Below are 12,548 nucleotides of genomic sequence, written 5' to 3'. Positions count from 1 at the left end.
TGCTCCTAGTGGGCACGGTCCTGCAAGTGACGGACGAGGGTGATCAGCGCGTGGGCCGAGGACTTCTCGTCCCGTGCGTCGCAGGTGACGACGGGGGTGTCGTCGAGCAGGTCCAGTGCTTCGCGCAGGGCCGTCACGTCACGCGGGGGCGCGCCGTCGAAGTGGTTGACGGCGATGGCGTAGTCGAGTCCGTACTGCTCGATCAGGTCGATCACGGCGAAGGAGTCGGCGAGCCGCTCGGGGTCGACGAGCACCAGCGCGCCGAGCGCGCCGCGCGCCATGTCCTCCCACATCTGTACGAAGCGCTGCTGGCCCGGCGTTCCGAACAGGTACAGCACGACGCGGTCGCTGATGGTCAGCCGGCCGAAGTCCATGGCGACCGTGGTGGTGGTCTTGCCCTGGACTCCCTTGAGGTCGTCGACCGATTCGGCCGCCCGCGTCATCGTCTCCTCGGTGGACAGCGGCTGGATCTCGGAGATGGCCCCGATGAACGTGGTCTTGCCCACCGCGAAGTGGCCGACCACGAGGATCTTCACCGCCGTCTGCGTCGCGCCCTCACGGACGTACGCCGTCTCATCCAAACTTGGCCCTGAGACCATTCAGCACCTCCTCCAGAATCTCCCTGTCGGCGAGCGGGGCCCGCTGTACGGGCGGGCGGGTGACGAGGTAGCCGCCCTCGGTGAGGGCGGCGAGGAGGATCTTGACCACGCCGAGGGGCAGTTGGGTGTGCCCCGCGATCTCGGCGACCGAGAGGTAGCCCGCCGAGCACAGGTCGAGCAGGTTCTGCTCCTCCGGGGACAGCCGGGTGGGCCGCTGCTGCCGGTCGGCGACGGCGGTGACCAGGGTGATGAGGGAGAGCTTGTCCTCATCGGGCAGTCCGCGTCCCTTGGTGATGACGTACGGACGCACTAATTCCGGTGTCTGGGGTTCCAGTTCGTCGAAACCGGTCATGACCGTACGCCGAGGTTCTCGCGCGGCGGGGTCGTCAGTGCCTTGCCGAGCTGACCGACGAGTTGCTGCATCCGGAAGGTGATGTCCTGCATGTCGACGTCGGGTGAGGCGGAGACGCCGAGGTAGGCGCCCACGCCCGCGGAGATCAGGAAGACGTACCCACCGTCGAACTCGACCAGTGTCTGCCGCCACTGCTGGCCGGCGTCCTCGCAGAAGAAGGCGAGCGAGCGGCTGAGCGACTGCACACCGCTCATCGCCGCGGCCACCCGGTCCGCGTCGTCCTTGCCGAAGTCCTGCGTCCGTGCCATCAGCAGGCCGTCGGCGGAGATCAGGACGGCGTGCAGGGCCCCGGGGATCTCCAGGGCGCTGTCAAGCATCCATGACAGGTCGTCGTTCACGAGAACTCATGCCCTTCGCTGCTTGCACCACGGGTGCTGCTCGACTGTTCCGCGGGGTCCGTCTGCGTGGCCCTGCCGGAGCGGGTGCCACGCTGGAAGGCGCCCATGATCGCTGCCGTCTCCGCGCCCGAGCGGGCGGGACCGGCGCCGTTCGAGGCGCTGCCGGGCACGATGGCCATGGGCCGCTTGCGGCGCCGCTTGGGCAGCCCGTCGGCGGTGGTTGCCATGGTCAGCGGGGCCTCGGGACCGCTGTGGACCGGCGCGGCGGCCACGGCGGGCGGGGCGGGGGTCGGGTCCTTCTGCTCGGGTGCGGTGGTGAGCAGGTCGTGCGGCAGGAGGAGCACCGCGCGGACGCCGCCGTACGGGGACGAGGAGTCCACGGACACCTCGAAGCCGAAGCGCTCGCTGAGCACGCCGATGACCGCGAAGCCGAACTGCGGCGGGTTGCCGAGTGCGGAGACGCCGGAGACGCGCTCACTGGACAGGAGCTTGTCGGCGCGGGCCCGTTCCTCGTCGTTCATACCGACACCGGCGTCGTCGACGACGATGCAAATGCCCTTGGGCACGGTGCGGATGTTGATTTCGACGACGGTGTCCGGGCTGGAATAGCTGGTGGCGTTGTCGAGAAGTTCGGCGAGGGCGAGGGCGACCGGTTCGACGGCACGGCTGGTGATGCCGAAGTCGACCTGCGAGAGAATTTCCACCCGGCGGTAATGCCGGACCCTGCCCTGGGCGCTGCGGACGACGTCGTAGACCGAGGCGACATCGCGCTGACGTCCGAGCCAGCCGTCGCAGAGGACGGCGATGGACTGGGCACGTCGGCCGAACTGGGAGTTGGTGTGGTCGATCTCCAGGAGGTCCTGGAGGATGACCGACTCACCGTATTTGTTCTGCAGCCGGGAGACAATCAACTGCTGTTCCGCGGCAAGGCCCTGGAGGGTCCGCATGGCGGACTTCAGGACCGTTTTCGTAGCCTCTTCGGCTCTTTCCTGAGCTGCCTCGACGGATTTCGCGTACCCGTTCTCGAGCTCGGCATGGCGAGCCCGGACATCTGCGAACTCCTGCCTTAACGTCCGCGCCGCCCTGCGCTGGCGAACAATGACGGCGACTGCGACGAGTACGGCGACGAGGAGAGCCCAGAGTACCGGGTTCTGTATGTAATCAGTCATAAGACTCTCTTCAGGCGGCCTCGACTGACGGCCAGTTGCTGAATTCCCGTCAATATGCGGGTGGACCGGCGGACCGCCCGCATCGGGGTTGCCGCCCGGACTGTCCCCGTAGTCGGAGATGTCGTCTTGCACCCATCCGCCCGCTCTACAAGCGAGCGTGATCGTATCACCACAAGATGGCGCTACAGACCGTCAATATGCGGACCCTGATGAACATTGACGGACCGTCAGCCGTACCGGGGGGCGGTCGCGCAACAGCCCGCGCGGGGACGGCGACAGAACAAGTGATAAACGGGCTTCCGCGACATTCGGGCGAGATGCAAACAATTACTGCGCGGCAGGGAAGGGCCGGGAGTGGTCGGAACGGGCGGTCCGGAAGAGCGGTCCGCGACCGTGATCCAGGACAGTGATCCAGGACAGCGGTCCACGACGCCGGTCCACGACAGTGATCTAGGACGGCGGTCCGGTCGAGCGTTGAAACGAGAAAGCCCGCACCGGCAAGAGCCTGGTGCGGGCGTCACGTACTCACCGAGCGAATTCCGCTCCGTGCGGAGAGTAAGAGTGTCCGAGGGGGGACTTGAACCCCCACGCCCGATAAAGGGCACTAGCACCTCAAGCTAGCGCGTCTGCCATTCCGCCACCCGGACAAGGTGTGTGTGTCGGCCGGCAGGGCGTTCCCCGCGGCGACATGGACAACAATACCAAGCTTTCGGAGTGCGTCTCACCTGCATATCCGCACGCCAGACGGCCGCGGCGGGGACGGGGCGAGGGCATCACCTGGGGTGATGGGCCGGTCACCGCGGCGATGTCTCGCTGGGGCGGTCGCGCGGACGGCGCCGCCTGGTCGTCGCCGGCCACCGTCCCGCGATCGCCGAGCCCGACGCCGAGAGGAACCACGTCGTGCTCAGCCGCCGCGGGACGATGTCGTCGCCCGAGTGGGATGACGGGACGGGGACGGGGACGGGGGCGGGGGCGGGGGCGGTGACGAGGACGGGGATGGGGACGGGACGGCGTCAGGGCATCAGCTGGTGCTCCGGGAAGTTCCCCGGCAGCCGCTCCCCCGCCGGTCCCCGGGTCACCGCGCGCACCAGCAGCTCGCCGCCGACGAACGCGCCCCGCCAGGACGCGCCGAAGCCGCCGAACAGCTCCTCGCGGTCGCCGCGCGAGCGGGGCCGGCCGTGTCCGACCTTGAAGGCGCGGATCTGCGGCGCCAGCCGCTCGTACGTGGCGCGGTCGTCCGTGGACAGGGTGGCGACGAGCGCGCCGTTGGACGCGTTCATCGCGGCGAGCAGCTCCGCCTCCGTGTCGACCAGGACGATCGTGTCGACCGGCCCGAACGGCTCCGCGTGGTGCAGCGGCGAGGACGGCGGCGGGTTGAGGAGCGCGACGGGCTGGACGTACGCCGAGGTGTCCTGACCGGGGAGGAACCGGGCCTCGGCCGGGTCGCCGCGGTACAGCGGTACGGCTCCGCGGTCGACGGCCTCGGCGACCTGGTCGCGCAGCTCCTTCGCCTTGGCCGCGTTGATCACCGGTCCGAAGTCCAGCCGGGGGTAGGGGTCGGCGCGCCGCTCGACGGCCAGCGGGTGTCCGACCGTGAGCGTACGCACCGCCGGGAGGTAGGCGGTGAGGAACGCGTCGAACAGTTCGCGCTGGACGACGAACCGCGGATACGCCGTGCAGCGCTGTTTGCCGTAGTCGAACAGCTTGGGGATCACCGCGGTGAGGGTGTCCCAGTCCGAACAGTTCCAGATGCCCCAGGTGTTGAGTCCCTCCTGTTCGAGGACATGGCGTTTGCCGAGGTCGGCGACGGCCGTGGCCACGGCGGCGCCGGTGTCGCGGCCGCCGACGAAGGAGACGCAGCCGATCTCGGGCGCCCGCACCAGCGCCTGCGACAGCTCGCCCCCGCTGCCGCTCAGCAGGGTGACGGGGACGCCCTCCCGGGCGGCCAGCGCGCAGGCGAGCGTCAGACAGGCGACACCGCCGTCGGTGGGGGTCTTGGCGATGACCGCGTTGCCCGCCAGGGCCTGCACCAGCACGGCGTGCACGAGGACGCTCATCGGGTAGTTCCAGCTCGCGATGTTGGAGACCGGACCGTCCAGCGGGGCCCGGCCGGCCAGCATCGGCTCGATCCCGTCGACGTACCAGCGCACCCCGTCGACGGCCCGGTCCACGTCGGCCTGCGCGAGCCGCCACGGCTTGCCGATCTCCCACACCAGCAGCAGGGCGAGGAGTTCACGGTGCTCGGCGAGGGCGTCGAGGGTGGCGGCGATCCGGGCCCGGCGTTCGTCGAGCGGGACGTGCCGCCAGGCGCGGTGCCGGTCGAGGGCGGCGCGGACGGCCCGGTGCGCGGTGTCCGCGTCCAGGCGGGGCGGTCCGGCGACGGGTGTGCCGTCGACGGGGCTGGTGGCGGGCAGCACCCGGCCGTCCGCGTGCCAGCCGGCGTTCCAGAGGTTGAGGACACGGTCGTCGCGGAAGGCCTCCGGGGCGACGGCGAGGCAGCGCCGCCAGGCGTCGTCCCAGGAGGTGCCGGACTTCAGGGTGAGGGCGGGAGCCATGGGGATGCGGTCACGCCCCTTCGTCGTTGGCGTTGTCGTTGCCGTCGGCGTTGTCGTTGCCGTCGTCGTTGTCGTTGCCGTCGTCGTTGCCTTCACCGTTGTCTTCGTCGAGTACGGCGAGGGCGAGCCGCGCGGTCCCGGTCGGCGTGGCGCCCACCCGGACCCCGGCCGCCTCCAGCGCCTCCTTCTTGGCCTGGGCGGTGCCCGACGCGCCGGACACGATCGCGCCCGCGTGGCCCATCGTGCGGCCCTCGGGTGCGGTGAATCCGGCGACATAGGCGACGACGGGCTTGGTCACGTGGTCGCGGATGTAGGCCGCGGCCCGCTCCTCGGCGTCACCGCCGATCTCCCCGATGAGCACGATCAGCTCGGTGTCGGGATCGTCCTGGAAGGCGGCCAGGCAGTCGATGTGGCTGGTGCCGACGACCGGGTCGCCGCCGATGCCGACACACGTCGAGAACCCGATGTCCCGTAGTTCGTACATGAGTTGGTAGGTGAGCGTGCCGGACTTGGAGACCAGTCCGATACGGCCCGGCTTGGCGATGTCGGCCGGGATGATGCCCGCGTTGGACTGCCCGGGGGTGATCAGGCCGGGGCAGTTGGGTCCGACGACCCGGGTGCCGCGTGCCCGCGCGTACGCCGTGAAGGAGACGGAGTCGTGGACCGGGACGCCCTCGGTGATGACGACGACGAGACCGATCCCGGCGTCGGCGGCCTCGGTCACCGCCGCCTTGACGAACGCGGGCGGTACGAAGACGACACTCACATCGGCACCGGTCGACTGCATACAGTCGGCAACCGACCCGTGGACGGGTACGGCACGCTCGCCGAAGTCGACGGTACGGCCCGCCTTGCGCGGGTTGACGCCGCCGACCACGTTGGTGCCGGCGGCGAGCATGCGCCGGGTGTGCTTCATGCCCTCGCCGCCGGTCATGCCCTGGACGAGGACCTTGCTCTCCCTGGTGAGGTAAATGGCCATGGTGTCCTCCGGTGTCCTCAGCCTGCGGTGGCGAGTTCGGCGGCGCGGCGCGCGGCGCCGTCCATCGTGGTGACCTGCTGGACCAGGGGGTGGCGCAGTTCGTCGAGGATCGCGCGCCCCCGGTCCGCGTTGTTGCCGTCGAGCCGGACGACGAGCGGCCTGGTCAGCCGTACCGTGTCCAGGGCCCGCACGATGCCCTCGGCGACCGCGTCGCAGGCGGTGATGCCGCCGAAGACGTTGACGAGGACGGACCGCACGGCGGGGTCGGACAGGATGACGGCCAGTCCGTCGGCCATGACCTGCGCCGACGCTCCGCCGCCGATGTCGAGGAAGTCGGCGGGGCGGGCTCCGCAGCCGGCCACCACGTCGAGGGTGGACATGACGAGGCCGGCGCCGTTGCCGATGACGCCGACCTCGCCGTCGAGCCGGACGTAGTGCAGGCCCCGGGCCGCGGCGGCCGCCTCCAGCGGGTCGGCCGTCCCGTCCGTGTCCGCCTCCGCGGCCCAACGGGCCTGCCGGAACGCGGCGTTGTCGTCCAGGGTGACCTTTCCGTCGAGGGCGAGGATCCGCCCCTGCCGGGTGCGCACCAGCGGGTTGACCTCGACGAGCAGGGCGTCCTCGCGGACCAGGACCTGCCACAGCCGGATGAGGACGTCGGCGGTCTGCGCGGGGAGTCCGGCCGCGGCCGCGATCTCGGCGGCCTTCGCCGAGGTGACCCCCACGGCCGGGTCGACGGGGATCCGGGCGACCGCCTCGGGCCGTTCGGCGGCGACCTTCTCGATGTCCATGCCGCCCTCGGCGGAGGCGATGGCGAGGAACCGGCCGGCCGCGCGGTCCAGCACATAGGACACGTAGAACTCGGTCCCGATGTCGACGGGTTGGGCCAGCATCACCGAGCCGACCGGGTGCCCCTTGATGTCCATGCCCAGGATCTGCCGGGCCGTGAGCTCGGCCGCGGCCGGGTCGGCGGCAAGCTTCACGCCGCCCGCCTTGCCCCGTCCACCTGTCTTGACCTGGGCTTTCACCACGACCCGCCCGCCGAGCCGGCGGGCGATCTCCCGTGCCTCCTTGGGCGAGTCGGTGACCTCGGCCCTCGGCACGGGGATGCCGTGTTCCTTGAAGAGTTCCCTTGCCTGGTGTTCGTACAGGTCCATTCCGGCTCCTGTCTGAAAGTGCCGCACGCCCCCTGGACACCACCCATCGGATGCGGGATAACAAGCTTCATACAGTATTCGTCGACTGTATGCAATGTACTGCATACAGCATCCCACCCCCTACGAAGGGACAGGACTGCGCCATGCCCGACGACACGCAGGACGTGATCTCCGGCGGCCATCTCGTTGCCAAAGCCCTGAAGGCGGAGGGGGTCGACCGCATCTACACCCTGTGCGGCGGCCACATCATCGACATCTACGACGGCTGCGTCGACGAGGGCATAGAAGTCGTCGACGTACGACACGAACAGGTCGCCGCCCACGCCGCCGACGGCTACGCCCGCATCACGGGACGGCCGGGCTGCGCGGTGGTCACGGCAGGACCCGGCACCACCGACGCCGTCACCGGCGTCGCCAACGCCTTCCGCGCGGAGTCCCCGATGCTGCTGATCGGCGGTCAGGGCGCGCTCACCCAGCACAAGATGGGGTCCCTCCAGGACCTGCCGCACGTCGACATGATGACGCCGATCACCAAGTTCGCGGCGACCGTGCCCGACACGGCGCGCGCCGCCGACATGGTGTCGATGGCGTTCCGCGAGTGCTACCACGGCGCGCCCGGGCCGTCCTTCCTGGAGATCCCGCGCGACGTCCTCGACGCCAAGGTGCCGGTGTCCAGGGCCCGTATCCCCACGGCCGGCGCCTACCGCGCCTCGACGCGGTCGGCCGGCGACCCCGAGGCGGTGGAGGAGCTCGCCGACCTCCTCGTGCACGCCGAGAAACCCGCCATCCTGCTGGGCGGCCAGGTCTGGACGACCCGGGCCACGGAGGCCGCCGTCGAGCTGGTGCGCACCCTGAACATCCCCGCGTACATGAACGGCGCGGGCCGCGGCACCCTGCCGCCCGGCGACCCGCACCACTTCCAGCTCTCCCGCCGGTACGCCTTCTCCCACGCCGACGTCATCGTGATCGTCGGCACGCCCTTCGACTTCCGCATGGGCTACGGCAAGCGCCTCTCCCCCGACGCGACCGTCGTGCAGATCGACCTCGACTACCGCACCGTCGGCAAGAACCGCGACATCGACCTCGGCATCGTCGGCGACGCGGGCCTGGTCCTGAAGTCGGTGACGGAGGCGGCCTCCGGGCGGATCAACGGCGGGGCCTCGAAGCGCAAGGAGTGGCTCGACGAGCTGCGCGCCGCCGAACAGAGCGCGATCGAGAAGCGGTTGCCGCAGCTGCGCTCGGACGCCTCCCCCATCCACCCCTACCGTCTGGTGAGCGAGATCAACGACTTCCTCACCGAGGACTCGATCTACATCGGCGACGGCGGCGACATCGTCACCTTCTCCGGCCAGGTCGTCCAGCCCAAGTCGCCCGGCCACTGGATGGATCCGGGCCCGCTGGGCACCCTCGGCGTCGGCGTCCCCTTCGTCCTCGCGGCCAAGCAGGCACGGCCCGACAAGGAGGTCGTGGCGCTGTTCGGCGACGGCGCGTTCTCCCTCACCGGCTGGGACTTCGAGACCCTGGTCCGCTACGACCTGCCGTTCGTCGGGATCGTCGGCAACAACTCCTCGATGAACCAGATCCGTTACGGCCAGGCCGCCAAGTACGGCGTGGAGCGCGAGCGGGTCGGCAACACCCTCGGCGACGTCCCCTACGACCAGTTCGCCCGGATGCTGGGCGGTCACGGCGAGGAGGTGCGCGACCCCGCCGACATCGGCCCGGCGCTGCGCCGCGCCCGCGAGTCGGGCAAGCCCTCGCTGATCAACGTCTGGGTGGACCCGGACGCGTACGCCCCCGGAACCATGAACCAGACCATGTACAAGTGAGGTGAACGCCCATGACCGCCAGGGCACTCGAGGGCATTCGCGTCCTCGACATGACCCACGTCCAGTCCGGGCCCTCCGCGACCCAGCTGCTCGCCTGGCTCGGCGCCGACGTCGTGAAACTGGAGGCACCCTCCGGTGACATCACCCGCAAGCAGCTGCGCGACCTCCCGGACGTGGACTCCCTCTACTTCACGATGCTCAACTGCAACAAGCGGAGCATCACCCTCAACACCAAGACCGAGCGGGGCAAGGAGATCCTCACCGAGCTGATCCGGCGCTCGGACGTGATGGTGGAGAACTTCGGCCCGGGCGCGGTCGACCGTATGGGGTTCACCTGGGATCGCATACAGGAGATCAACCCCCGGATCGTGTATGCGTCCATCAAGGGCTTCGGGGAGGGCCCGTACACCGACTTCAAGGCGTACGAGGTCGTCGCCCAGGCCATGGGCGGGTCGATGGCGACCACCGGATTCGAGGACGGGCCACCGCTGGCGACGGGGGCGCAGATCGGCGACTCGGGCACCGGAGTGCATACAGTGGCCGGGATACTGGCGGCACTCTTCCAGCGCGAGCGGACCGGACGCGGCCAGCGGGTCAATGTCGCCATGCAGCACGCCGTGCTCAACCTGTGCCGGGTGAAGCTGCGCGACCAGCAGCGTCTCGCGCACGGGCCGCTCGCCGAGTACCCCAACGACGACTTCGGCGACGAGGTGCCCCGCTCCGGCAACGCCTCCGGCGGCGGACAGCCCGGCTGGGCGGTCAAGTGCGCGCCGGGCGGCCCCAACGACTACGTGTACGTGATCGTGCAGCCCGTCGGCTGGAAGCCGGTCACCGAGCTGATCGGCCGGCCCGAACTGGCCGACGACCCCGAGTGGGCGACGCCCGAGGCCCGGCTGCCCAAGCTGAACAAGATGTTCCAGCTGATCGAGGAGTGGTCCTCGACACTGCCCAAGTGGGAGGTGCTGGAGCGGCTCAACGCCCACAACATCCCGTGCGGGCCGATCCTGTCCACCCGGGAGATCATCGAGGACGAGTCGCTGGTCGCCAACGAGATGGTGGTCCGCGTCCCGCACCCGCAGCGCGGCGAGTTCACGACCGTCGGCAGCCCGCTGAAGCTGTCCGACTCCCCCGTCGAAGTGACCTCCTCCCCGCTGCTCGGCGAGCACAACGAGGAGATCTACGTCGGCGAACTCGGCCTCGGTGACGAGGAGTTGTCGCTGCTCAAGTCGAACGGGGTGATCTGACGTGATGGCCGAGGACCGGATCGCGCGGGTGCGCGCGCTGCTCGACGCCGTGCGGGAGCAGGGGCGCACCGCGCTCACCGCGCCGGAGGGCAAGGTGCTCGCCGACGCGTACGGGATCGCCGTACCGGGCGAGGAGCTGGCGACGGACGTCGAGGAGGCCGTGGCGTACGCGGCGCGGTTCGGCGGGCCGGTGGTGATGAAGATCGTCTCGCCGGACATCCTGCACAAGACCGACGCCGGCGGGGTCGTCGTGGGCGTCGAGGGCGCGGCGGAGGTGCGGGCCGCGTTCCACCGGATCGTGGAGAACGCGCGGGCCTACGACGCCGGAGCCCGGATCGAGGGCGTGCAGATCCAGGAGCTGCTGCCGAAGGGCCAGGAGGTCATCGTCGGGGCGGTCACCGATCCGACGTTCGGGAAGGTGGTGGCGTTCGGGCTCGGCGGGGTGCTGGTCGAGGTGCTCAAGGACGTCACCTTCCGGCTGGCGCCGGTGGACGCCGACGAGGCGCTGTCGATGCTGGACTCCATCCGGTCGGCGGAGATCCTGCGCGGGGTGCGGGGGCAGGCCGGGGTGGACCGGTGGGCGGTCGCCGAGCAGATCCGGCGGGTGTCGCAACTGGTCGCCGACTTCCCGGAGATCGCGGAGGTCGACCTCAATCCGGTGATCGCGACGCCGGAGGGGGCGGTCGCCGCCGACATCCGAGTGATCCTCAGTCGGTCGCAGCCGGTAGCCCGTCGACGGTATGCACGCGACGAGATCCTGTCGACGATGCGCCGGCTGATGCAGCCCCGCTCCGTCGCCGTCATCGGTGCCTCCAACGAGCAGGGCAAGATCGGCAACTCGGTGATGCGCAACCTCGTCGACGGCGGCTTCGCCGGCGACATCCATCCGGTGAACCCCCGGGCCGATGACATCCTGGGCCGCAAGGCGTACAAGAGTGTCACGGACGTTCCCGGTGAGGTGGATGTGGCGGTCTTCGCGATCCCCGCCAAGTTCGTGGCCTCGGCCCTGGAGGAGGTGGGACGCAAGGGGATCCCCAACGCCGTGCTCATCCCCTCCGGTTTCGCCGAGACCGGTGAACACGAACTCCAGGCGGAGATCGTGGCGATCGCCGAGCGGCACGGCGTCCGTCTGCTGGGGCCCAACATCTACGGCTACTACTCGACCTGGCACGATCTGTGCGCCACGTTCTGCACGCCGTACGACGTGAAGGGCGGGGTGGCGCTGACCTCGCAGTCGGGCGGCATCGGGATGGCGATCCTCGGGTTCGCCCGCACCACGAAGACGGGTGTGTCGGCGATCGTGGGGCTCGGCAACAAGTCGGACCTGGACGAGGACGACCTGCTGACCTGGTTCGGCGAGGACCCGCACACCCAGTGCATCGCGATGCATCTGGAGGACCTCAAGGACGGGCGCGCGTTCGTCGAGGCGGCGCGGGCGACCGTGCCGAGGAAACCGGTCGTCGTCCTGAAGGCGGGGCGTACGGCGGCGGGGGCGAAGGCGGCCGGCTCGCACACCGGGGCGCTCGCCGGCGACGACGCCGTGTACGACGACATCCTGCGGCAGGCGGGCGTGATCCGTGCGCCGGGTCTGAACGACATGCTGGAGTACGCGCGGGCGCTGCCGGTGCTGCCGGCCCCGCAGGGCGACAACGTGGTGATCATCACCGGGGCCGGCGGCAGCGGGGTGCTGCTGTCCGACGCGGTCACCGACAACGGGCTGACCCTGATGGAGATCCCGCCGGACCTGGACGCGGCGTTCCGGGAGTTCATCCCGCCGTTCGGCGCCGCGGGCAACCCGGTCGACATCACCGGGGGCGAGCCGCCGTCGACGTACGAGGCGACGATCCGGCTGGGGCTCGAGGACCCGCGCATCCACGCGCTCGTCCTCGGCTACTGGCACACGATCGTCACCCCGCCGATGGTGTTCGCGGAACTCACCGCGCGGGTGGTCGCCGAGTTCCGTGCACGCGGTATACAAAAGCCCGTCGTCGCGTCGCTCGCCGGTGACGTCGAGGTCGAGGAGGCCTGCCAGTACCTGTTCGAGCGGGGGGTGGTGGCGTACCCGTACACGACCGAGAAACCGGTTGCCGTGCTGGGTGCGAAGTACCGCTGGGCGCGGGCAGCGGGGCTGTTGGGGGGCGGTTCATGAGGTGACGCGGAGGGGGGCGGCCGGGGGGGGGGGGGGGCCCGCCCCCCCCCCCCCCCAGCCCCCCCCCCCCCCCCAACAAAAAGAAGGGGGGGGGGGGCCCAAAAAAAAAAAAAAAGGGGGGAT

The 12,548-nt window shown here is 70.2% G+C and carries 10 protein-coding genes and 1 tRNA gene; 3 read left to right on the top strand and 8 right to left on the bottom strand.

The features are described from left to right. Positions 1–5: 5 nt before the first annotated feature. The 8 genes from ABZ490_RS28100 to sucC all read right to left on the bottom strand — a co-directional run bounded on the left by ABZ490_RS28100 (position 6) and on the right by sucC (position 7,206). A complete protein-coding gene (locus tag ABZ490_RS28100; RefSeq protein ID WP_358995559.1) occupies positions 6–599 on the bottom strand; it encodes an ATP/GTP-binding protein in 594 nt (197 codons plus the stop codon). After that, entirely contained in the window at positions 574–951 is a 378-nt protein-coding gene (locus ABZ490_RS28095) for a DUF742 domain-containing protein (protein ID WP_055639149.1), read from the bottom strand. The genes ABZ490_RS28100 and ABZ490_RS28095 overlap by 26 nt, the downstream gene beginning before the upstream one ends. Then, on the bottom strand, positions 948–1,349 hold the full coding sequence (locus ABZ490_RS28090; protein ID WP_358995556.1) for a roadblock/LC7 domain-containing protein: 402 nt from the start codon (positions 1,347–1,349) through the stop codon (positions 948–950). The genes ABZ490_RS28095 and ABZ490_RS28090 overlap by 4 nt, the downstream gene beginning before the upstream one ends. After that, positions 1,346–2,518, bottom strand: coding sequence for an ATP-binding protein (locus ABZ490_RS28085; protein ID WP_358995554.1), 1,173 nt, complete (start codon positions 2,516–2,518; stop codon positions 1,346–1,348). The genes ABZ490_RS28090 and ABZ490_RS28085 overlap by 4 nt, the downstream gene beginning before the upstream one ends. Positions 2,519–3,080: 562 nt before the next feature. Continuing rightward, a tRNA-Leu gene (locus tag ABZ490_RS28080) sits at positions 3,081–3,165 on the bottom strand. A gap of 366 nt (positions 3,166–3,531) precedes the next feature. Continuing rightward, positions 3,532–5,073, bottom strand: coding sequence for an aldehyde dehydrogenase family protein (locus ABZ490_RS28075; protein ID WP_358995552.1), 1,542 nt, complete (start codon positions 5,071–5,073; stop codon positions 3,532–3,534). Positions 5,074–5,083: 10 nt separating this feature from the next. Then, positions 5,084–6,052, bottom strand: coding sequence for a succinate--CoA ligase subunit alpha (gene sucD, locus ABZ490_RS28070; protein WP_358995550.1), 969 nt, complete (start codon positions 6,050–6,052; stop codon positions 5,084–5,086). A 17-nt stretch (positions 6,053–6,069) separates the two neighbouring features. After that, the gene (gene sucC / locus ABZ490_RS28065; RefSeq protein WP_358995547.1) at positions 6,070–7,206 is read right to left on the bottom strand and encodes an ADP-forming succinate--CoA ligase subunit beta; all 1,137 of its coding nucleotides are present in this window, start codon (positions 7,204–7,206) and stop codon (positions 6,070–6,072) included. Positions 7,207–7,349: 143 nt separating this feature from the next. Here sucC and ABZ490_RS28060 point away from each other — a divergent pair, with 143 nt between their 5' ends. From ABZ490_RS28060 to ABZ490_RS28050, 3 genes are read left to right on the top strand one after another with little or no spacing between them, the layout of a single operon-like run. Continuing rightward, positions 7,350–9,032 carry a thiamine pyrophosphate-binding protein gene (locus ABZ490_RS28060; protein WP_358995544.1) on the top strand — a complete coding sequence of 561 codons (1,683 nt, stop codon included), beginning with the start codon at positions 7,350–7,352 and terminating at the stop codon, positions 9,030–9,032. Positions 9,033–9,043: 11 nt separating this feature from the next. Next, a complete protein-coding gene (gene frc / locus ABZ490_RS28055) occupies positions 9,044–10,276 on the top strand; it encodes a formyl-CoA transferase (protein ID WP_358995541.1) in 1,233 nt (410 codons plus the stop codon). Positions 10,277–10,280: 4 nt separating this feature from the next. Continuing rightward, positions 10,281–12,425 carry an acetate--CoA ligase family protein gene (locus tag ABZ490_RS28050; protein WP_358995538.1) on the top strand — a complete coding sequence of 715 codons (2,145 nt, stop codon included), beginning with the start codon at positions 10,281–10,283 and terminating at the stop codon, positions 12,423–12,425. The last annotated feature ends 123 nt before the right edge of the window (positions 12,426–12,548 follow it).

Origin of the sequence: Streptomyces sp. NPDC005811, from assembly GCF_040630405.1 — a bacterium.
In the GTDB taxonomy this organism is placed as follows: domain Bacteria; phylum Actinomycetota; class Actinomycetes; order Streptomycetales; family Streptomycetaceae; genus Streptomyces.
The sequence above is the reverse complement of the archived record's forward strand: the minus strand, read 5'-3'. Positions and strand labels throughout refer to the sequence as shown.